This window comes from Enterobacter sp. MF024, assembly GCF_005843915.1.
Lineage (GTDB): Bacteria > Pseudomonadota > Gammaproteobacteria > Enterobacterales > Enterobacteriaceae > Enterobacter > Enterobacter barmai.
The window spans coordinates 959,657-981,077 of the sequence record NZ_VCBB01000001.1; the positions used below are offsets into that span (position 1 = coordinate 959,657).

A 21,421-nucleotide genomic window follows, 5' to 3' on the forward strand; every position below is an offset into this window, starting at 1 on the left:
TGTTAGTCCTCATCCTTAAGGTTTATCTGCATTGATGCCAGGTCCACCATGTTTTGCTTTTCCCCTCGTCCGGATGCAGAGGTCATTAACTCCTGCACGGTGCCATCGCTGTGCGTCAGGCTGATTTTTTGACCCGCAACAGGTTTATCAGAATAGGGCCACCGTACTTCAGGCCCCATTTCAAATTCGCTGCTCTCCCAGCCCTGCGCCGCCTGGCTCAGACTCTGCCCGCCGAACTTCTGCCACACCGCCGCCCGCTGGATGATTTTGTCCGGCGCCGAGCACTCCACGACGCCATCAGCAATACGGATATAACCGCCTCCGCTGGTGAGTATAATTTCCTGCTTCGCGCGGATGACAAGCCTGCCTTCGCTGCTGCTGATGCGGATATCTTTCAGCGCATCCAGCGTCATTTCATCCCCCTGCGCCTGTATCTCCACCTTTCCTTTACTGGCAAAAATTTTGATACCCAGCTTCCGGGCAAACAAACTCACTCTTTCCCCGGCCGCCACGGTAAATCTTTTCAGTGCGCTGAAGTCAGTATGTTTACCGCTGGTGCTGATAACATTTTCACCCGCCGACAGCTGCACACTCTCCGGTGTACTCTGTGCAATGCCCGCCGGGGCAGAAAGCAATAACGCAGACTGTTTCAGCCCGGTAAGCGTCTGCTCCAGCAGTGCCTTCTGGGCCCGGATATCAGCCAGTTCAGCTCTGGCTGTTTCAGCTGCACTGCTCAGGGCTTCGGCCTGCTTCAGGGCCATTTGCAGCTGGCTCAGCGCAACCCCCATCTCCAGCACCTCGCCCTGCGCCTTCGCCTGGCCGTCAGCGCTGATGAACATCCCTTTCTGCGCCCTTATCGCCCCCCAGCTGTCGGTCCGGAGTTCAAACCCCTCCCCGCGCTGCTGTTTTTCGCTGTCAACTAAATGCCCCAGGTTCAGCTGGCTCTTGCCGCCGTACTCCGTGCTGACCTTGATGTGCTCCTTTCCGCGCTCATCGTCGAGGCGGATTTTGTTGTTCGCCGGAGTGCGCAGGACGTTACGTTTATAGTTGCGGATAGTGACATGGTCGCCGTGGGCCGAGTCGTGCAGCACCCCGGCAATGTATGGCCGGTCCGGGTTGCCGTTCTCAAAGCCAATCGCCACTTCGGTCCCCGCCAGCAGCGGCAGGTGCAGGCCGTAAGTGTCCCCGGCATACGGGCGGGACTGACGCACCCACAGGCTCTCGAACCCGGTCTCCCAGTTATCCCGGTCGAACAGCATGCTGACGCGGTAGCGACCGTCCTTGTCGATATGCCCGTAGGTGTCGTTTTCGGTGGTACTGGTGACCCGGGCCGGCAGGGTCCCGGCCATCACGGGACGTGAGCCTGGTGCCGGGCGGAAACCAAAATCCGTGCTGTCCGGAATGCCGTCGAAGTCAACGCCAAAATCCTCATCCCGCCGGGCATGGCTGTGCATTGCCGTGATGACCACGCCCTGCGCAAATACCTCTGCCACTTCATGACCGCCGGTGACCTTCAGTACCTGACCCGGAGAGAGCACCGGACAACTGGTGATGCCATGCGCCTGCGTCTGGCCATTCAGGTAGCGCTCATGCCGGATGCGGGCGTAAAAAGCCCCGGACTCCGGGGCCGGATGGCGGTCATACGTATTACCCGGCGTCAGGTAGTTATCCGCCCAGTGATACGCATCCCCGTAGGTGGTCCCATCCCCGCGGGTCGCATCCACCTGCGTGTTCATGTCTTCCGTGGCCTGGCGGTAGTTGTAGTCCCGGGTGCTGACCTGTTTCTGCACCACCCGGTGACGGCTCTCCATCCCCCACACCGAGTCCACACCCTGCGCGTGCTGCCCTGACGGCGGCACCGACGGCAGCGTCAGGCCTGTCCCGTAGCCCTGACGGTCATCACAGAACTCCACCACATCAATGTTCAGGCGCGTGTCGGTGGTGAAGCGGAACCAGATACCCACCTCACCCAGCAGGCGGGTGATAAAGTGCAGGTCATCCTCGCCGTACTGCATCACCTGCTCCCGGCGCGGGTATTCTTTTGAGAGCGAGAACAGGAAATCCTGGCCGCGCATGCCGTGGCGCTCCCGGAGGATTTTTTCCACAATCTGCGGGACCGACATGTCCTGGTAGATGGCGTTCTGGTGCGACCGGTCAAGCAGGGCCAGGCGCGGCTGCAGGATCAGCGCGTAACGGGTTTCATCCTCTGAGGTGCCGAGGCGTTCAAACCCCGTGACCACGCCCTGAATCACCCGCACCGGCTGCTGGATTCTGATGCCGTAACCCTGGTCCACCGGGGCCTGCAGCGTCAGGGAGGCGGCCTTCATCAGCATCATCTCCCGGCTGATGGCATGGTCAGCGCTGGTGAATTCTATCCGGTAGCGGAACGTTTTGCTCAGGGCCTCACTGCCTTCAAAGGCCAGCACGTCGGGCGCTGACTCGCAGTCTTTCACTGCCAGCAGGTGGTGGCTGTGGCTGAATCTGATGGGGGGATGGTTGCTCATGCGGGCACTCCTTGCGCCATGTCAAACTCAAGTCCGATCCCCTCTTCTTCGCTCCAGCTAAGACGTAACGATTGAGGTTTCTGTCTGGCGGCCATATGGGTCAGCAACTGCTGACTCAGCACCGGCAGAATTTGTTGATTGAGCAAGCTGTCAATATTACGCGCCCCGGTATCCGGCAGCAGGCAGGCGGCGGTCAGCGCGTCATACAGGCCCTCGTCGATATAAGTGACCAGACCGTAGTGGCGGTTGAGACGCTGGTTCACCTGGCCGAGTTTCATCTCCACAATCGTGCGCATGGCAGGTTGTGAGAGCGGGCGATAAATCACCGTCTGGAAGCGTGCCAGAAGCGCAGGGTGGAAATGATCTCGCAGCAGCGGACGCAGCAGTTCCTGCAGGTCCGATTCTGTCGCCTCCGGCTGCTCATCCAGCATCTGCATGATGTGGTCACTGCCGAGATTCGAGGTCATCAGGATCACGGTATTGCGGAAGTCAATTTCACGCCCTTCGCCGTCGCGCATAAAGCCGCGGTCAAACACCTGGTAGAACAGGTTCATCACGTCCCGGTGCGCCTTTTCCACTTCATCCAGCAACACCACACTGTAAGGGCGTTTGCGTACCGCCTCGGTGAGAATACCGCCCTGGCCGTAGCCGACGTACCCCGGCGGAGAGCCTTTGAGCTGAGAGACAGTATGCGGCTCCTGGTATTCCGAGAGGTTGATAGTGATAAGCGCTTTTTCACCGCCAAAGAGTTCATCCGCCAGCGCCAGCGCGGTTTCGGTTTTGCCAGTCCCACTGGGGCCGGTCAGCAGGAATACCCCCTGCGGCCCATTTTCTGGCGCAAGTCCGGTTTTTGAGGCGCGCAGACGTTGAGCGATGGCGTTCAGGGCTACGTCCTGTCCGACTACCCTTTTCCCAAGGTTATCCTCCAGGCTCAGCAGTTCCGTCTGCTCATCCTTCATCAATGAGGAGAGCGGCACGCCGGTCCAGTCGGCAATTACGGTGGCGACGGTGCGCGCGTCCACGTCCAGGCCCAGTAACGGGTTACTTTGCTGAACGGTACTTAACTGGTTCTGCAGGTCAGCGATCTCCGCCTGGCGGGAGATATCCGCGCGGCAGGCAAGCAACTGTTCCGTCAGTTTCAGCTCCTGGCCGTACTGCGTTTCCCGTTCGTCAAGCTCCAGAATAATGCCTATTTCTTCCTGTTCGATGGTTGCCAGACGTTCGCCATGAGTGGTTTTACCCATTGCAAGATCTTCCAGCAGCGCCTGCTTCTCCATATCCAGCGCCGTAAGCTGAGCTTTCATACGGGTCAGCTGTTCTGGCACGGTATCCAGGCTCATGCGGATCCGCGCCGAGGCGGTGTCCAGCAAATCTACCGCCTTATCCGGCAACTGACGTCCTGTGAGATAGCGTCTCGAAAGCATGACTGCGGCTTTTACGGCCTCGTCGGTGATATGCACGCCGTGATGCTGAGCGTAGCGGGATTCCAGGCCGCGCAGCATCAGACAGGCGGTATCGTCATCCGGTTCGTCCACTTTCACCATCTGGAAGCGGCGCTCCAGTGCGGCATCGCGCTCAAAATACTGCTTATACTCACTCCAGGTGGTGGCAGCGATGGTTCTGAGTTCGCCGCGGGCAAGAGCCGGTTTCAGCAGGTTGGCGGCGTCAGCCCCGCCAGCCTGGTTGCCCGCGCCGATAATGGTGTGGGCTTCGTCGATAAAAAGCAGCACCGGGGACGGGGACTGCTGAACTGCTTCAATAATATTTTTCAGCCGCTGTTCGAACTCCCCTTTAACGCCAGCACCTGCCTGCAAAAGCCCCAGATCGAGGGTTCTAATGCTGACGAGTTTCAGGCTGTCCGGGACGTTGCCTTCAGCGATACGCAGCGCCAGCCCCTCCACCAGTGCCGTTTTACCCACACCGGGTTCGCCGACCAGAATGGGGTTGTTTTTGCGGCGACGGGACAAGATATCGACCATCTGGCGGATTTCATTGTCGCGCCCAAAAACCGGATCGATTTTGCCCTCGCGCGCACGGAAGGTGACGTCGAGGGTGAACTTATCCAGCGCGTTCTGCAGTGCTGGGTTCAGTTCGCCCTCTTTTATATCTGCACCTACCGCACGGCCTACAAACTCTACCTCGCCGCCCTTCGCTAGCGCCGCTTCATTTTGTGCTTCCGGACGCTCATCCGATTGCGCATCCAGCAACGGGCGTAGACGTTCAAGCTGGCTTTGCGCCAGCGTCAGCAGCGGCCAGAGACCATCACAGCGTACCTGTTTCGGTTTTTCCACCAGGGCCATCAACAAATGAATACTACGCATATGTTCCTCACCCGCCAACGACGCGTGCAGCCAGGCATCCTGCATCAGCACCTGAATGCTCTCCGATAGCTGCGGACGGCTGCGTACCGAGCGGGGTAACGCGTCCATAAAAGCCAGTAAATCCTGCCAAATCGCGTCCATATCCCACTCATAACGGCGAGCCAGGACCGTAAGATCGCCCTCGCCTTGTTCCAGCAGTTTCAACAGCCAGTGTTCAGGCAGGATTTCAGCATGGGCGCGGGTCTGGCACAGGGAGGCTGCACTTTCCATCGCGCGGGCGCAGTAGGGATTAAGACGGCGTAACAGGATGGCTGGATTTTCCATGAGAGTCTCTCTTTATCAGTTCCGGACACGCTACCGCCCATCGCTTTTCCTGATAGAAGGAAACCAAAGCGCATAAGGTCAGGCAGGCACATTGTGTTTTTCTTTGCTGAAGACCCGCTTATCAGGTCTTCAGCAAAGAAACTGCGGACAGAAGAATCTGTCCGCATCGGGATTAGGCGGTAGCGCGTTCGTTCCAGGAATCGGAGTGAATGATGTTGCCGTCTTTGTAAGTCCAGGTGATTTTTTCGTAGCGCAGCTCAATCTGTTCCAGATGGTTGTGCTTCTCTTTGGAAGGGTCTTTGATGTCATGCATCAGCGGGTTAACCTTCACCACTTTCACGTTTTCAAGTTTGGTGTTGAAGTACTCCACTTCCTGACCTGCATCGCTGATTCTGTACCACTTGAATTCCGCAGACTTGAGGGTCTGACCGGTGGTTACAGCCTTGTACAGGTACGGACTGGAGGAGTCGATTTCCTTGGTGAACAGGAACGGGGTGTGGATACGGGTACCAGTCAGTTTGCCGGTGTTGTTATCGGTCGGGATATAGAGGTTATGTTCCTGAGCAACAACCTCGATGCTGCCTTCGCGATCCTGAACGTCCACAGAACCTTTAATGTCCGCGCCGCCGTCGTCCTTCAGCCAAAGATAAACAGGAATTGCCATGTTAATTACTCCATTTGATTTATTGAAACGCCATCGTTCTCCAATGGCGCGGGTGTGTTGTCTGGGAACTGGCAGGCGTTCGCCTGGGGTACCAGACTGATTTCGACACGGCGGTTTAGCGCACGGCCTTCTGTCGTGTCGTTGTTGGCGACAGGTCGGCTTTCACCGTAGCCCTGCACCGCAAAACAGCTCTCCGGTACGTCGCCAGTATCCCGCATCCAGTCGCGAACAGACTCCGCACGTTTCAGGGAAAGCATCTGATTGGATTTGTTATTCCCGGTGCTGTCTGTGTGGCCCGCCACCACAATCAGCCAGCCTGGCTTCGCCTTAATCCCGACCAGTGAGTTCACCAGCAGCTTCGTCGAGCCGGGTTTCAGGGCCCATTTGCCGGTGTCAAACAGCGACATGCTGTCGAGCCTCACAATTTTCGGTACCGGTTTAGGGATCGGCTGCTGTTTGGGCGGTGGAGGTGGTGGCACATACGAGCGGATCGCTTCCAGCACCGGTATGCGCATACGTCCCCCCTGATAAAGACCCAGGCCCAGCCGGGCCGGTACGCCATTACGCGCCTGGTCATCCAGCAGCGCCGCATCCTCGCGAAGGACCGCAACGGCGTTGGCTTTCGGACCGTAATCATTCATGGAGATGCTGTTGTAGCGGGAGATATCGAAGCTCACGCGATGCAGCAGCTGGCGATTGTTCCAGCCACTGCTGAGCAGCGCAGCAATGGCTGCCAGGGTGAAAAGACCAAGGACACAGCGCCAGGTACGGACCCGAGGTGTGAGTCCGCCCCCTTCCGGCAGCAGCGGCAGGATAAAATCCGGGAATGGGGAAATAACCGTACTGTCCGTCCCCACCGGCTGCCAGCCAGCCACATGCTGCATCGCGGTGTGACGGGAAAGCCACACCGTCCAGGCCGATGTGGCCAGGCTTCCGGCAAGGATCGGCCCCATTCCCCACAATACCGCGGCAGGTACGATGGCCGGCACATCGGGGTTCTCATCCATAAAGACGGTCTGGACATGTTGATAGAACCAATTCATCAGGCTGTTCATCAGCACCTGCTGCTGCATCGCTGACGTTCCGCCGGTAGTGACCCACGTGGCAATGGAGCCTGGGGCTGCATACTCACGCCAGACCCTCATCCCCTCACCCGAAATAGCCGCCTGCCAGAGCATGTCATTCGTCATCGTGCTGCCAATCTGACCATTCAGAATGAGCGGCACAGAATGTCCGGTTTCTTTACGCAACTGGTTGATTTTCCAACGCAGTGAAAGTAATCGACTGGTGAGCCACTCGCTGTCAGCATGTTTCTGTGGGCAGACACTGACCATCACCGACAGCTGACGTCCCCAGTCAGGACGTAACCACAGTATCTGACGGGCGGCGTGCGCCAGATCCTGATTCTCCTCCACGCGGATCCAGCATCCCTGTGTGACAGTGAGTACCGGTGACGAATGTGGCCAGGCCAGCGCCAGATCACCACATACCAGCACAACAGGCTGGCGATAAGTCGCTTCCGGGAGGTCATCCAAATGGCACAAAGTGATACTGTGTTCCAGACGACGGTCGGCAACGTACCAGAACGCCATGATAAGCCCCAGGATCGCCAGCAGAATGAGTACAGAAACCAGCCTGGAAACCGGCAGAAAACTCAGGCAGACCACGGCACTCAGCAGGGCGGCCCACAACGCAAGCGCGCGCTGTTGTGCAGGACTCATTTCACTGCCCCCGGCAACAGGGTCAGCAGCATCTGATCCAGCCAGCGATCCAGCCCCCACCAGAGTGCAGCGACTACCATTACACTCAGACCAATACGTACGGGCCATGACGCCAGCCAACCGCCCATTATCCCCCGCCCGGTATGGCTTTCTGCCAGTACGGGGTGGGTTTGTGGGTAGCTGAGCGGCGTAACGTGTTCACTGAGTGCGTTGACGAGTTTCTGGCGATCCGGGTCATTCAGTGAACGGTAACTGCCGAGGAATCCGAGCATCATGACCCGCTGGAAACAGGTCACGACAGCGTGGTCAGGAGCCGGTTCGCGCAGCAAATCGCGCATTCGATCGCACAGCGTGTCGCCGGCGTCCATGGTGCCAAGGAAATGCCCCTGCAGGGGAATGTCATACCACTGCACACAGGCATCATCCTCCACACCACGACCTTTCACTGCCTCATCGAGCAGGGCACACTGTGCGGTGAGAATATGCTGACAACTGGTCTCATCGAGACCGCTAGCTTTGAGTTCACATTGCACACGCCCGACATCAGCAATGCAGCGCTCCCACAATGTACGACCTTCTCCATCATGGAATGTCGGACCGTGACGCAGGCTGATCACCTGCAGCCAGGTGTCCTGCAGCAGGGCATCAATATCAATGGGCGCATCAGCGCCGCGTTTATGCTCACTCATGTTCTTAGTACCGCAAAGAGTTCAAGTTCAGGTTCGCCGAGCATTCCCGGAACGTAAAACATACAGATGCCGCCCTGGAGCATTTCGGTGGCCAGAGGATGAGAGACATCAAGGCTGAAATATTGGTTTTCCAGACGCAACGGGATAGCTGCCGGTACATGACGCAGTGGCGTGAGAGGTACGCCCACCCGCGATGAATTGACGATACTTCTGACATGATCGGGGCTGCCAACTTTGCACTGACGCGGTAACTGCTCCTGCAGTTGTGCCACTGACATCTGTGAACGCACGGAGAGATAGTAATCAGCCCCCTCGCGCAGACGCGGGTCATGCAAACGAGCCTGCCAGAAGTGAAGCCGGGCATCATGCTCAAGCTCAATCGCTACTACCCGTGACGGCAAGCTGGCTTCCAGCAGATCGCTCAGTAAATCAAACAGCGGTGGAAATACGTTATTCAGTTGCTCATGCTGCCAGACCGGAATCGCATTCACCTGATGCTCCAGCGAGAAGGTCAGCAGGCTGCCCGCCAGACGTGCCAGTTCCGGATACAGACGCTCAGGCGGAATTTGCGGGTGACGCTGAAATTGTCCCAGCACGGGCTCCGCACTGTTCAGGGCGTTGAGCAGCCAGAACAAAGACACGTCGGCCACTGCAAAATCCGCCATACGCTCGTTACTTTCCCGGCGCATTGCCATCAGGCGACTCAGACGGACACGCAGTTGCGTCATCAATTGCTCCAGTTGAGTCACCATCCAGCGGCTGCCCTGCAGGGCCAGCAGTGGCGGAAGATACGTCTCATCGGATACCCAGCTCCCCTGCGAATCCTGTAGCAGGCGGGCAACCGGACAGGTCAAGTAATCGCTGTTGTTCTGATGGGCGAAACGCAACGTTAGTTCTGGCCGCATTACCGCAATCTGACGGGTATCGTCCCCAAAAGCGTTACGGACATCCCGCCAGCGCTGGCGATAGCGAACAGGCCGCTCAGCCACCTCATCGGGTTTTAGGCAATTGCCGCCATTAGCCCTCATTAGCGGAAGCGCCAGTACCACCACTACGCCCTGTAATTCACTTTCAAGCGCCAGCACCGGTGGGAGGTCATCAGCATTATCCGTGTCAATCAGTGTCCCGTCGGGGAAGCGGATGTGCAGATGACGGGCCTGCAGTCGGCCCAGTTTCAGTGCATCCTTTTCGAAGGCTGCATTAATTACTCCCCACGGACAGGAAAGACCCAGCCGGGCGATGCATTCCGCGGACCAGGCCGCATACGCAGCCTGTTGCTGGAAATGCTGGGGAGAGACCATCTGGCCCCTGCCCCATAACGGTTGTTCCGTTTTCATTGGCTTCCTGCCTTAGCTTATGATTTAGCCTTCGGCATCTGGCTAACCAGAGACAGGTTCACGTCCATCCCTTCAACCTGGAAGTGCGGCACCGCATACAGCTTCACGCGGAAGAAACCTGGGTTATCTTCGATATCTTCCACAACCACTTTCGCGTCGCGCAGCGGATGCGAGGCCTGCAATTCATCCCCCGGATCGGTCATTTCGGTGACCAGGCCGCGTACCCAGGTGTTAAGTTCCAGCTCCAGCAGACGACGGTCTTTAGTGGTACCGATGTTTTCGCGTTGAATCAGCTTCAGGTAATGCGCGATACGGGAGAGCAGGAAGATATACGGCAGGCGCGCGTTGATGCGGCTGTTGGCCGTTGCATCGGCGGTATCGTACAGCGCCGGTTTCTGGGCGGAGTTAGCCGAGAAGAAGCAGGCATAATCGCGGTTTTTGTAGTACGACAGGGGGATAAAGCCGAGATTCGCGAACTCAAATTCGCGGGTTTCCGGGATCATTACCTCAGACGGGATTTTCACCTGGTTGCCGGTACCGAGATCGTACAGGTGGATTGGCAGGTCTTTCACCGCACCGCCGGCCTGCGGGCCACGGATCTGCACGCACCAGCCGTTATTAATGAAGCTCTTCACCATATTGGAAGCAAAAGAGAACGACGCGCTGGTCCAGAGATATTTCTCGTGATCCGGGCCTTTGACCTGCTCAACGTAGTTGAAGCTGCGCACCGGAATGGTATCCGGGCCATAGGGCAGACGCCCAAGTACGCGCGGCATCACCAGACCGATATAGCGGGAGTCGTCTGTATCGCGGAAAGATTTCCATTTGATGTATTCGGCGCGATCAAAATAGTTGCCGATATCTTTAATCGCAGCCACCTCTTCCATGGATTCTTTCAGGAAGAATTTTGGTCCAACAGAACCAATAAACGGCATATGCGCCGCGGCAGACACTTTAGAAATATTACGCAGCAGCGCCACATCCTGCGGGCTTGCGTCAAACTCATAAGAAGAGATCACCGAGCCAATTGGCTCACCGCCTGGGGTGTCGTACTCGGCAGTGTAGGTGTGCCAGTATAGTCCGCTTTGAATCAGCTCCGGCGCGTCTTCAAAGTCCTGGCGCAGCGCATCTTTGGAAACATCCAGAATTTCAGTTTTCACGTTCTGTCGATAATCGGTGTTATCGACCAGCTGCTTCAGGCCGCGCCACAATGACTCTACTTTCTGGAACTCTTCGTGGTGCATCACCGCGTCCAGCTGGCGGCTGATTTGATAATCGAGCTCCGCGATATGGTGATCGATAAGCGTTTTGTCGAGCTTATCTACCTGCTGGCCGGATTTACGGATACAGTCCATAAATACCTGCATCGCGGCCGTGAGGCGCTCACCCGCTGAGGCCTCGGCCAGCGCAGCATCATCCAGAAACGCATTAATATCTCCCAGGCTGGACGCCGGGGTCAGATTAATTTTTTCAAACAGAGAGGCATAAACTCCCTCTTTTTCCAGTACGGTAGTTTGCCCTTGAACAGAGCCATTTTCAGTATTTAAAGACATCAGCATATTCCCGGTTAATCCATTAAAAGACGTGTCCACACTTTATTTCGGGGCAAGCGCACTCATTTCGTCACGCAATTCCTGAGACAACGCTGGATCTTTGAGAATTTTCTCGAGCTCTTTTCTGAAAGTGGCGTTATCAAGGAGATTGGATTTGAGATCGCGTAATAAATTGCGCATCGCCAGCATCGCGCGCAGTTGTGGAATTTGGCGGGCAACCTGTTCAGGTTCGAAATCTTTCATGCTTGAGAACTGAAGTTGGATATTCTCTTCCGCACCCTCTCCCGTCAGCGTGTTTTGTACGGTCAGATTAATTTCCGGGTTAAACTCTGAAAGTACGCTATCAAAGTTATTTTTATTGACGTTGATTTTCTCACGTTCAGATAGAACGCGTGATTCTTTACCATTACTGAAATCGCCAACCGTAAGAATTTTGAGTGGCAATTCAACTTTCTTCTGCGCGCCTCCGGTATGAAGAGCCAGTTTTAAATTTATTCGTGCCTTAGGCACTTCATTCTGGAACGAATCAGCCATAGCGGTCCCTTTTCCTTAAGGAATAGTTGTCGAGTAAAATTACATTTGTTCACGCACAGATATTAGAACACACAATTACAGAGGATCAACTAACTATTGTTCCAAAGTTGGACATTGACCCTACAACAGCCTGCAATTAAAATCGCAAGTATTACTACCTGACCTTTTCATATTAATAACACAAGACGCACCTTCACAAATAAATAAAAACCAATCTACAAAGAGATATGCATATTATATTTATTTTTAATTACTAACTTTATTGCAATTGATGATAATTATGATTTACCAGGAATAAAGAAATAAGGGCAAAAAAAAGGCGCTGAAGCAGCGCCATTTTAAAATTTATACGCATTTTCTGATATCGATTAATGCTTCTCGATATACATCGTGCGGCTGTACGCCACATCTTCAGGGTTGTTAATCGGATACCCTTTCACCCAGGGTTTGATCAAACGCCCGTTGGTGTACTGGTAGATCGGCGCGATGGGCGCTTTTTCGGCGATGATTTTTTCCGCCGTATTGTAATCAGCGTTACGAGCCTTCTCCGTGGTTTCCAGCGATGCCTGATTAATCACCTTGTCATACGCCGGATCGTTAAAGCGGGAGATATTGCCGGTGTGCGTTGAGGTCAGGAGTGAAAGGAACGTTGACGGCTCGTTGTAGTCCCCGACCCATGAGGCGCGGATCACATCGAAATTACCGGTATTTCGGCTGTCGATATAGGTTTTCCACTCCTGATTTTGCAGCTTCACATCGACGCCGAGGTTCTTTTTCCACATCGACGCCACCGCAATAGCGATTTTCTGATGATTCTCGGAAGTGTTGTACAGCAGCGTCAGCTTCAGTGGTTTTTGCGCATTGTAGCCCGCCGCCTGCAGCAGCGTTTTTGCCTGAGCATTCATCTCTTCCTGGCTCATCTGCTCAAACGGCGATGGCTCCGGGGTAAAGCCTGCGGTCACGTCCGGGGTGAAGTGCCACGCCGGTTTCTCGCCGGTGCCCAGCACTTTCTCGGCCATAATGCGCCGGTCGATGGTCATGCTGAGCGCCAGACGCACCCGGGCATCCGCCGTTGGGCCTTTCTGGGTGTTAAACGCGTAGTAGTAAGTGCCCAGCTGCGGCGGCGTGTAAACCTGGCCCGGGATCTCTTTCATCAGTTTCTGGTAGAGATTTTTCGGGAACGACTCGGTGATATCGATACCGTCCGCCAGGTAACGCTTGGTGGCTGAGGACTCCTGGTTGATTGGGACAAAGGTCACTTTCTGCAGGACGGTTTTGCCGTTATCCCAGTAATGGGTGTTGCGCTCGACCACCAGCTTCTCGTTGACCACCCGATCTTTCAGGATGTAGGCGCCATTGCCTACCAGCGCGCCAGGACGGGTCCATTCCGCGCTGCTCTCCACATTGGCTTTTTTTACCGGGTAGAAGGCGAAGCTCGCCGTCAGGTTAGCAAACCACGGCAGCGGCTTGTCGAGCTGCACGCGCAGGGTTCGGTTATCCACCGCCGTCACGCCGAGCTTATCCGGCGGTGCTTTACCGTCAATGATGGCCTGGGCGTTAACTATCCCGGCCAGCGCTGCAAACCAGGCGAAAGGCGACGTGGTTTTTGGATCGACCAGACGCTGCCAGCTGTAGACAAAATCCTGAGCGGTAACCGGCGTTCCATCAGACCACTGCGCATTCTCGCGCAGGGTGAAGGTCCAGACGCGGTTATCATTACTCTGCCAGCGGGTCGCGACACCCGGCACCAGTTCGCCCTTTTCGTTCTGATTCACGAGGCCTTCGAAGAGGTCGCGGATCACCTGAATTTCAGGCAACCCCACCGCTTTCGCGGGATCAAGGGAAGCAGGTTCATCTTTGATATGGCGCACCAGTTCCTGTTTTGAAGCCAGCGACGTTCCGGAGGGAACGTCCGCCGCAAAGGAGTAAGAAGAGAGGCCACACAACAGTAAGGCAGAATAAATCAACGAAACCGGATGCTTCATGAGATCCCCTTTGAAATGATGGGTAACGAGCAGATGCGTAATTATTTGTTTCAGAACAGGGAAATGCAAACAACTTCCATCGGAAAGTTGAGATCTGCCGGTTTTATCCCCAGGCTGAAACTATTTGAAAAACCGTGTGTTTTGCACAACACTGCCAGTAATACAACTCTGATCCAGGAACGACTATGTCACATACCCGCCCAAGAACGGAACGTGGCGCTTTCCCGCCGGGAACCGAACATTATGGCCGCTCTTTCCTCGGCGCACCTTTAATCTGGTTCCCTGCCCCGCAGGCCGATCGCAACAGCGGCCTGATCATTGCCGGTACCCACGGGGATGAAAATTCATCGATTGTGACCCTCTCCTGCGCGCTGCGCACCCTTGCCCCGGAACTTCGCCGCCACCATGTGGTGTTAACCGTTAACCCGGACGGCTGCCAGCTGGGGTTACGCGCCAATGCCCGTGGCGTGGATTTGAACCGTAACTTCCCGGCGGCCAACTGGCGGGAAGGCGAGACGGTCTATCGCTGGAACAGCTCAGCCGCAGATCGGGACGTGGTGCTGCTGACGGGCGATAAACCCGGTTCAGAGCCGGAAACCCAGGCGCTGTGTAATCTGATCCATAAACTGCATCCGGCCTGGGTTGTTTCGTTTCACGATCCGCTGGCCTGCATTGAAGATCCCGCCCACACGGCCCTTGGGCGCTGGCTGGCGGATGCTTTTGCGCTACCGCTGGTGACCAGCGTCGGCTATGAAACGCCAGGCTCGTTTGGCAGCTGGTGCGCCGATTTAAGCCTGCACTGTATCACCGCCGAATTCCCGCCAATCTCGTCCGACGAGGCCAGCGAGAAGTACCTGAGGGCGATGACAGATCTGTTGCGCTGGGAGCCTCAGAGATGAACAACGCCAGTGCTGTAATGCAGCGCTGGAGAAACATCCACCGCCAGCCAGGTTGGGCCATCGAGATCGGCAAACTTCACTTCATTGGCGAGCGGCAGCGCGGCGCCAATCGCCCGCGAGGTGCAGAGCATACAGCCGAGCATCAATGAAAACCCCTGCTGGCGTGCCTCGGCGGCCAGCGCCAGCGCTTCGGTGATACCACCGGTTTTATCCAGCTTGATGTTCACCATATCGTAACGCCCTTTCAGCGTCGGAAGGCTCTCCCGCGTGTGGCAGCTCTCATCAGCACAGATGGGCAGCGGGTGGATGAAATTCGCCAGCGCGGCATCCTCTCCCGATGGCAAAGGCTGTTCGAGCATGGCGACATCCAGATCTGCCAGCAACTGGCAGCGGGCGGCCAGCCCTTCGCTGTGCCAGGATTCATTGGCGTCGACGATCAGCGTGGCCTGCGGCACGGCGCCGCGAATAGCGACCATCCGCTCGCTGATCAGACGATCGTCCAGCTTCACCTTCAGCAGGCGCGCCCCGGCGTCATACAGCGCTTTGGCACTGGACGCCATCTGTGCAGGTTCGCCGATCACCACCGTTTGTGCGGTGACCAGCGATTGCGGTAGCGTCACCCCCGCCAGCGCCGTCAGAGAGATCCCCTGCTGACGCGCGGCTAAATCCCACAGGGCGCAGTCAACGGCGTTACGTGCCGCACCGGGTGGCAGCAAACTTTGCAGCGCTTCCCGGGTCAGACCACGCTCAAGTTCGGGAGCCACGGCCATGATTTGCGCCATCACCGAGTCGATGCTTTCGCCGTAACGGGGATAAGGCGTGCACTCTCCCACCCCTTTGACACCCTCTTCTTCTATTTCGACCACCACCACACGGGCCTCGCTCCGGGTTCCCCGGGATATAACAAACGGCGTATGTAATGGCCAGGCTTCTTCATAAACCTTGAGGGTTCTCATCACTCACTCCTGTATAGCGGCTTCGCGTAAATAGGGTTTGCTGTGCTATCGGCTGATGACATACACTAACGGCGACGTTAACTATATGTAAACAGGAAGATAACTATGTCACAACTCGTTCATTTCCAGGGCAACCCGGTTTCTGTTGCAGGATCCATTCCTCAGAAAGGCAGCAAAGCGCAGGCGTTTACGCTCGTGGCAAAAGATCTGTCTGACGTCGTGCTGAGCCAGTTTGCCGGCAAGCGTAAAGTGCTGAATATTTTCCCAAGCATCGATACCGGCGTATGCGCCGCGTCCGTGCGTAAATTCAACCAGCTGGCGACCGAAATGGACAACACCGTTGTGCTGTGCATTTCTGCCGACCTGCCGTTCGCTCAGTCCCGTTTCTGTGGTGCTGAAGGCCTGAGCAACGTTATCACTCTGTCGACCCTGCGTAACCCGGAATTCCTGGAGCAGTACGGTGTGGGCATCGCCGAAGGCGCGCTGAAAGGCCTGGCTGCTCGCGCGGTTGTGGTCATCGACGAAAACGACACCGTCGTGTTCAGCCACCTGGTGAACGAAATCACCACCGAGCCGGACTATGCTGCCGCGCTCGAAGCGTTGAAAGCGTAACGACAAAAAGAAAGCCTCCCTGCGGAGGCTTTTTTATCTTTACTCATCACCCTTCTTCTGGCTCAGACCGTACTCGCGCAGCTTGTTGGCGATGGCGGTGTGAGACACGCCCAGCCTTTTCGCCAGCTTACGGGTGCTGGGATAGTTACGATACAGCTGAGTCAGCACCGAGCGTTCAAAGCGGCTGGTAATGTCATCCAGCGATCCTTCCATCGCCTCTTCCCCTACTGCCACCGTTCCGGCGTCATAATCCGGCAGTAAAATATCCTGCGGTCGCAGTTCATAGCCTTCAAGCTGGGTCAGGGCACGGTAGATCGCGTTTTTGAGCTGACGGATATTTCCCGGCCAGCCGTAGCGAGTCAGCACCGTGTTGAGATCCGCCGAGAACTTCGGACGAGGAATGCCCTGCTCGTCGGCAAAGCGGGCCACAAACAGCTCGGTCAACGGCATGATGTCCTGCGGGCAATCGCGCAGCGGTGGGATGTTCAGGGTCAGAACATTCAGACGGTAATAGAGGTCTTCCCGGAACACGCCCTTCTGCACCAGCTCCACCAGGTTCTTCTGGGTGGCGCAGATGACGCGCACATCCACATGCACCTCATGATCTTCCCCCACCCGACGGAAGGTGCCGTCATTAAGGAAGCGTAGCAGTTTCGCCTGCATGCGCGGCGACATTTCGCCAATCTCATCCAGCAGCACCGAGCCGCCGTTGGCCTGCTCGAAGAAGCCTTTTTTACCTTCCGGCGCGTGGCCAAACAGTTCGCTTTCAACGGCATCTTCCGGAATGGAAGCGCAGTTCAGCGCCAGGTAAGGTTTGGCCGCGCGCGGACCTGCCTGATGCACCGCATGGGCCAGCAGATCTTTGCCGGTGCCGGTATCGCCGGTAATAAGAAGCGGCGCGGTGAGGTTCGCCAGCTTACGTGCCTGATCCACCACGTGACGCATTTTCGGGCTGACGGCGATTATCTGGCTGAAGGCACCCATATCCTGGCTGGACAGATTCTGCAGCTGGCGCCCCATACGTACCGTGGAGCGCAGCATGATCACCGAGCCGGTCAGGGTTCTGTCGTCGTTATCGCCCTGCAGATAGACCGGGGTGATCTCCATCAGGAAGTTCTGTCCGTTGATGATCACATGCTCGCTGTGGGTCGAGCGCGGGCTGCTCTCGAGCCAGCGCTGGAAATTGAAGCCAGGGATCAGCTGGGCGGCGTTGTGGTTGCTCAGTTTCTCTGGCTCCTGGGCAAACAGCTGGCAGCTCGCCAGGTTTGCCCGGTCAATTTTGCACTTCAGATCCAGGGATAAAAACGGCTCAGGCATCGCTTCCAGCAGCGCGCTCAGCGCCAGATGTTCACGTTCGGAGGGCATCCATGGCACGGTGCGCACATCCGTAACGCCAGCGATACGGCGGATTTCAGCCATTAAGCTGCTGAATGTATCGAAGGCAATTTCAGCAAAATTCAGGTAAATCTTCCCGATTGGGTCAATCTCAATTCCGCGCAGGTCAATACTCCGCAAAACAAGGAGATCGAGTAACTCGCGAGTCAGGCCGAGACGGTCCTTACAAAACACTTCGAGACGCATGGGAAAATCACTCTATAAGCCGGTAACCCTGAAATGATAAGCCAGATATGCGTAATCGGGAAGATGGCTGTCAACAAATATTGACAGCCTGTGAGCGTGGTGACGGAATTTTGTTCGAGGAAGAGACGTTATTGCGGTTTTTTATTGAGCGTTTCTTTCAGCTGGCCGATTAATTCCCGACGGAAATCGCCAAGCCGGGGTTTATCGTTCTCTGTCCACGGCAGAGGACGGCACAGTTCCATCGCTTTGATCCCCAGCCGCGCGGTCAGCAATCCTGCGCCAATCCCCTGCGCCGCACGGGCAGATAGACGGGCAGCCAGGTCCTGCGACATCCAGTCCATCCCCACCTCGCGCACCAGTTCGCTGGCCCCGGCGAAGGCCATATTGAGCAGCACCAGGCGGAACAGGCGCAAGCGGCTGTAATAACCCAGCTCAATACCATACAGCGTGGCAATGCGGTTGATCAGACGCAGGTTGCGCCAGGCGATAAAGGCCATATCCACCAGCGCCAGCGGGCTGACGGCAATCATCAGCGTCGATTCTGCCGCCGAGCGGCTGATCTCCCGCCGCGCCTGGCTGTCCAGCACCGGCTGCACCAGATGGGCATACAGCGAGACCACTTCCCGGTCGTTTTGCGTTTCGTGAATGGCTGCGTACCAGCGCTGCAGCGCCGGGTGAGACTGATCGAGCCCGGCCTGTTTTGCCAGCTTTTCACAAAAGGCCCGTCCGTTACCGGTGCCGTGGCTGTGCAGAAGATCCCGGGCTTCATCACGCTCGTGGGCGCGCTGGCGCAGCCGCCACAGACGTCGCCATTCGGTGGCGATAGAGCCTATGCCCGCCCCAACGATCAGGGCACCGGCCGCGCATCCGCCCAGGGCTACCCAGTCCTGGGTTTGCCAGGCGTTAATCGCCCACTGCACGCCTTGCCCCACCACTGTTACGCCCGCCACTACCAGACCCGCGCTGACCATTTTGCGCCACAGGCTACGTTTAGGCCGCAGCGCAGCCTCAACGACGGCTTCGGCCTGCCCCTCTACGGCCGGAAGCATATCGGTCACCACCGGAGCAAAGTTCCCGGCCTGGGCGTCATCAAAGGTTTGTGCCGCCTTGAAGGCTTCGCGATTTTCCTCTTCCAGAGTGCCGGTAAAATCCATCCGCGGTTTTAAAGGTTCGGTCATCGCAATTTATCTCCAATTAAAAACTCCAGCGCAGCATCCAGGCGAATATGGGGTAGCGGCTGGTCAACTTTCATGGTCTGCGGGCGGAAGGCTTCAAACTGGAAGCCCTGCTTCTCCCAGAACGCCTGACCGGGCAGCCGGGCGGGGACTTCGCCAGGATAGACCGTCAGCGGGGCCCCGTCGCTCAGACGATGGCCACGCAGCGCCGGGATCTTATCGCCGTTAACGTCAATCAGGCCGCTCTGGGTGGCCTGCACCGAAGCCAGCCCCAGACAGTCCATGCTGATGCCCTCAAACGCGGCGTTCTGCCAGGCATCCTGAACAAGCTGTTGCAGGAGCGACACCATATTGGCGTGCTGATCTACCGTGACGTGATCCGCCTTGGTGGCGGCAAACAGCAGCTTGTCGATCACCGGGGAGAACAGACGCCGGAACAGCGTGCGCTGCCCATAGTGGAAGCTCTGCATCAGCTGGGTGAGCGCGAGGCGCATGTCGTTGAAGGCCTGCGGTCCGCTGTTGAGCGGCTGGAGGCAGTCCACCAGCACAATCTGGCGGTCGAAGCGTAAAAAGTGGTTGGTATAAAAGCCCTTGACCACTTTTTCACAGTAGTAGTTGAAGCGCTCGCGCAGCATACCGGCGTTGGTGTGTTTGTCGGCCTGAGCAAGCTTTGACACGCCAAAGGCGTCCACGTCAGGCCACGGGAAAAACTGCAGCGCCGGCGCGCCCGCCATATCCCCCGGCAGTACAAAGCGGCCAGGCTGAATGAAGTGCAGGCCCTCTTTCTTGCACTGGTGCAAATAATCGGTCCAGGCTTCAGAGATCGCCGCCAGTCGGTTTTCGTCGGCTGGTGCCAGCGGATCGAGCCCCTCACACAGCGAACGCCAGCGGGCGGACCACTCCGCACGTTGCCCCTGTAACAGGCCGGTCATCTGCCGCGACCAGCTGAGATAATCCTGGGTCAGCATCGGCAGATCGAGCAGCCATTCGCCGGGATAGTCGACGATCTCCAGATAGAGAGTCGAAGTCTCTTTGAAGTGACGCAGCAGCGAATCGTTGGAGCGAAAGCGCAGCGCCAGACGGATTTCGCTCACCCCGCGGGTGGGCGTCGGCCAGGTCGGCGGCGAGCCGTACAGCTGGGCCAGCCCTTCGTCGTAGGTAAAACGGGGAATGCCGAAGTCGCGCTGGGGCACGCGCTTCACGCCGAGCAGACGCTCTTCGCGCACCGCGCTCAGCAGGGGCAAACGCGCTCCGGCATGCAGATTGAGGAGTTGATTGACCATCGCCGTGATAAAGGCGGTTTTGCCGCTGCGGCTCAGTCCGGTGACCGCCAGGCGCAAATGACGGTCAACCCCACGATTAACCAGAGAATTGAGTTCATTTTTAAGTCGCTTCATCGCCGTCCTTCATTGCGTGGAACTCTGAAATCACTTGCTTCAGAATACAATAAATGGGGGCAGATCGTTGATTATCAATTCATAATTATTGCTATTGCCGATTTCTCTCCAGTAAGATGAGTCAAATTGCTGTCTTTCAGGAGCGAGTAAGGTGTATGTCACCCACCATTTATGATATTGCGCGAGTTGCTGGCGTTTCAAAATCAACCGTGTCCAGAGTTCTGAATAAGCAAACCAATATTTCACCCGAAGCCCGCGAGAAGGTGCTCAAGGCGATTGCAGAATTAAATTATGAACCCAATAAACTTGCCCGCGCCCTGACCTCTTCCGGCTTCGATGCCATTATGGTTATTTCAACCCGTTCCACCAAAACTACCGCTGGCAATCCTTTTTTCTCTGATGTGCTTCATGTCATTACCGCAAAAGCGGAGCAGGAAGGTTTTGACGTTATTTTGCAGACATCAAAAAGCAGTGAAGACGATCTGCTGAAATGTGAAAACAAAATAAAACAGAAAATGATTAAAGGGATCATCATGCTGAGTTCACCGGCAAATGAGTCATTTTTCTCCAGACTGGATGCTTATGGTATTCCGGTGGTGGTTATCGGTAAAGTGGAAGGCGACTATCAGAATATCTACTCCGTAGATACCGATAATTATCATGACAGCGCCACGCTGACGGAGACATTTATTAAACAAGGTTATCGTGATATTGCCTGCCTGCATGCCCCTCTCGATTATCACGTCTCTATTGACCGTCTTGCAGGATATAAAGCCACTCTCGAAAAACATCAGGTCGCTATTAAGCATGAATGGGTGATCGACGGTGGTTATACCCATGAGAGCGCGCTCGCGGCGGCTATTCAGCTGTTGTCTTCGGCCCCCCCGCCGAATGCGGTATTTGCCACCGACAGCATGAAGCTACTCAGCCTCTATCGCGCAGCGGATGCGTTAAATATCAAGATCCCCGAGCAGCTTGCGGTTGCGGGTTACAGCGACCCCATGCTGTCGCTCATTTTGACCCCTGCACCTGGCGGCTTTGATATCCCGACGCGCAAACTGGGTGAAGAGAGTTGTGACCTTCTGTTCAGGCGTATCGCAGGCCAGCCCGCGCCGCATAAGGTGCTCGTGGATACCCATTTTTCCTGGGCTGAGTCACTGCGCTAACAC

At 56.4% G+C, this 21,421-nt stretch carries 16 protein-coding genes; 3 read left to right on the forward strand and 13 right to left on the reverse strand.

Annotated elements, in window-relative coordinates; all coding sequences use genetic code 11:
* Positions 1–2: 2 nt before the first annotated feature.
* The 9 genes from vgrG to FFB58_RS04710 form a co-directional block, all read right to left on the reverse strand.
* Positions 3–2,504, reverse strand: coding sequence for a type VI secretion system Vgr family protein (gene vgrG, locus FFB58_RS04670; RefSeq protein WP_138369171.1), 2,502 nt, complete (start codon positions 2,502–2,504; stop codon positions 3–5).
* On the reverse strand, positions 2,501–5,149 hold the full coding sequence (gene tssH, locus FFB58_RS04675) for a type VI secretion system ATPase TssH (RefSeq protein WP_138369172.1): 2,649 nt from the start codon (positions 5,147–5,149) through the stop codon (positions 2,501–2,503). The genes vgrG and tssH overlap by 4 nt, the downstream gene beginning before the upstream one ends.
* Positions 5,150–5,321: 172 nt before the next feature.
* A complete protein-coding gene (gene hcp / locus FFB58_RS04680) occupies positions 5,322–5,813 on the reverse strand; it encodes a type VI secretion system effector Hcp (protein WP_138369173.1) in 492 nt (163 codons plus the stop codon).
* A 5-nt stretch (positions 5,814–5,818) separates the two neighbouring features.
* A complete protein-coding gene (locus tag FFB58_RS04685; RefSeq protein ID WP_138369174.1) occupies positions 5,819–7,534 on the reverse strand; it encodes an OmpA family protein in 1,716 nt (571 codons plus the stop codon).
* Positions 7,531–8,223 carry a type VI secretion system protein TssL, short form gene (gene tssL, locus FFB58_RS04690; protein ID WP_138369175.1) on the reverse strand — a complete coding sequence of 231 codons (693 nt, stop codon included), beginning with the start codon at positions 8,221–8,223 and terminating at the stop codon, positions 7,531–7,533. Before tssL ends, FFB58_RS04685 begins: the two co-directional genes overlap by 4 nt.
* Positions 8,220–9,560, reverse strand: coding sequence for a type VI secretion system baseplate subunit TssK (gene tssK, locus FFB58_RS04695; protein WP_138369176.1), 1,341 nt, complete (start codon positions 9,558–9,560; stop codon positions 8,220–8,222). Before tssK ends, tssL begins: the two co-directional genes overlap by 4 nt.
* A gap of 17 nt (positions 9,561–9,577) precedes the next feature.
* On the reverse strand, positions 9,578–11,113 hold the full coding sequence (gene tssC / locus FFB58_RS04700; protein ID WP_138369177.1) for a type VI secretion system contractile sheath large subunit: 1,536 nt from the start codon (positions 11,111–11,113) through the stop codon (positions 9,578–9,580).
* A 42-nt stretch (positions 11,114–11,155) separates the two neighbouring features.
* A complete protein-coding gene (gene tssB, locus FFB58_RS04705; protein WP_138369178.1) occupies positions 11,156–11,647 on the reverse strand; it encodes a type VI secretion system contractile sheath small subunit in 492 nt (163 codons plus the stop codon).
* Positions 11,648–12,015: 368 nt separating this feature from the next.
* Positions 12,016–13,632: a peptide ABC transporter substrate-binding protein gene (locus FFB58_RS04710; protein ID WP_138369179.1), complete on the reverse strand. Its 1,617-nt coding sequence runs from the start codon at positions 13,630–13,632 to the stop codon at positions 12,016–12,018.
* Between the two features lie 185 nt (positions 13,633–13,817).
* Between FFB58_RS04710 and mpaA the strand changes: the two genes are divergently transcribed.
* Positions 13,818–14,531: a murein tripeptide amidase MpaA gene (gene mpaA / locus FFB58_RS04715; protein ID WP_138369180.1), complete on the forward strand. Its 714-nt coding sequence runs from the start codon at positions 13,818–13,820 to the stop codon at positions 14,529–14,531.
* Here mpaA and ycjG read toward each other — a convergent pair.
* Entirely contained in the window at positions 14,522–15,487 is a 966-nt protein-coding gene (gene ycjG / locus FFB58_RS04720; protein ID WP_138369181.1) for an L-Ala-D/L-Glu epimerase, read from the reverse strand. The two genes, mpaA and ycjG, sit on opposite strands and share 10 nt — an antisense overlap.
* 105 nt (positions 15,488–15,592) lie before the next feature.
* Between ycjG and tpx the strand changes: the two genes are divergently transcribed.
* Positions 15,593–16,099 carry a thiol peroxidase gene (tpx, locus tag FFB58_RS04725; protein ID WP_039031893.1) on the forward strand — a complete coding sequence of 169 codons (507 nt, stop codon included), beginning with the start codon at positions 15,593–15,595 and terminating at the stop codon, positions 16,097–16,099.
* A gap of 39 nt (positions 16,100–16,138) precedes the next feature.
* Here the strand turns inward: tpx and tyrR are convergent, their stop codons facing one another.
* From tyrR to FFB58_RS04740, 3 genes are all read right to left on the reverse strand, one after another.
* Entirely contained in the window at positions 16,139–17,680 is a 1,542-nt protein-coding gene (gene tyrR, locus FFB58_RS04730; protein WP_138369182.1) for a transcriptional regulator TyrR, read from the reverse strand.
* Positions 17,681–17,808: 128 nt separating this feature from the next.
* Positions 17,809–18,858: a YcjF family protein gene (locus tag FFB58_RS04735; protein WP_138369183.1), complete on the reverse strand. Its 1,050-nt coding sequence runs from the start codon at positions 18,856–18,858 to the stop codon at positions 17,809–17,811.
* On the reverse strand, positions 18,855–20,252 hold the full coding sequence (locus tag FFB58_RS04740) for a YcjX family protein (RefSeq protein WP_138369184.1): 1,398 nt from the start codon (positions 20,250–20,252) through the stop codon (positions 18,855–18,857). The genes FFB58_RS04735 and FFB58_RS04740 overlap by 4 nt, the downstream gene beginning before the upstream one ends.
* Before the next feature lie 155 nt (positions 20,253–20,407).
* Here FFB58_RS04740 and FFB58_RS04745 point away from each other — a divergent pair, with 155 nt between their 5' ends.
* Positions 20,408–21,418, forward strand: coding sequence for a LacI family DNA-binding transcriptional regulator (locus tag FFB58_RS04745; protein WP_138369185.1), 1,011 nt, complete (start codon positions 20,408–20,410; stop codon positions 21,416–21,418).
* Positions 21,419–21,421: the final 3 nt, after the last annotated feature.

Bases quoted from the DNA above. Each gene is read 5' to 3' on its own strand.
- vgrG (WP_138369171.1), bottom strand. From the start codon at position 2,504: ATGAGCAACCATCCCCCCATCAGATTCAGCCACAGCCACCACCTGCTG.
- tssH (WP_138369172.1), bottom strand. From the start codon at position 5,149: ATGGAAAATCCAGCCATCCTGTTACGCCGTCTTAATCCCTACTGCGCC.
- hcp (WP_138369173.1), bottom strand. From the start codon at position 5,813: ATGGCAATTCCTGTTTATCTTTGGCTGAAGGACGACGGCGGCGCGGAC.
- FFB58_RS04685 (WP_138369174.1), bottom strand. From the start codon at position 7,534: ATGAGTCCTGCACAACAGCGCGCGCTTGCGTTGTGGGCCGCCCTGCTG.
- tssL (WP_138369175.1), bottom strand. From the start codon at position 8,223: ATGAGTGAGCATAAACGCGGCGCTGATGCGCCCATTGATATTGATGCC.
- tssK (WP_138369176.1), bottom strand. From the start codon at position 9,560: ATGAAAACGGAACAACCGTTATGGGGCAGGGGCCAGATGGTCTCTCCC.
- tssC (WP_138369177.1), bottom strand. From the start codon at position 11,113: ATGTCTTTAAATACTGAAAATGGCTCTGTTCAAGGGCAAACTACCGTA.
- tssB (WP_138369178.1), bottom strand. From the start codon at position 11,647: ATGGCTGATTCGTTCCAGAATGAAGTGCCTAAGGCACGAATAAATTTA.
- FFB58_RS04710 (WP_138369179.1), bottom strand. From the start codon at position 13,632: ATGAAGCATCCGGTTTCGTTGATTTATTCTGCCTTACTGTTGTGTGGC.
- mpaA (WP_138369180.1), top strand. From the start codon at position 13,818: ATGTCACATACCCGCCCAAGAACGGAACGTGGCGCTTTCCCGCCGGGA.
- ycjG (WP_138369181.1), bottom strand. From the start codon at position 15,487: ATGAGAACCCTCAAGGTTTATGAAGAAGCCTGGCCATTACATACGCCG.
- tpx (WP_039031893.1), top strand. From the start codon at position 15,593: ATGTCACAACTCGTTCATTTCCAGGGCAACCCGGTTTCTGTTGCAGGA.
- tyrR (WP_138369182.1), bottom strand. From the start codon at position 17,680: ATGCGTCTCGAAGTGTTTTGTAAGGACCGTCTCGGCCTGACTCGCGAG.
- FFB58_RS04735 (WP_138369183.1), bottom strand. From the start codon at position 18,858: ATGACCGAACCTTTAAAACCGCGGATGGATTTTACCGGCACTCTGGAA.
- FFB58_RS04740 (WP_138369184.1), bottom strand. From the start codon at position 20,252: ATGAAGCGACTTAAAAATGAACTCAATTCTCTGGTTAATCGTGGGGTT.
- FFB58_RS04745 (WP_138369185.1), top strand. From the start codon at position 20,408: ATGTCACCCACCATTTATGATATTGCGCGAGTTGCTGGCGTTTCAAAA.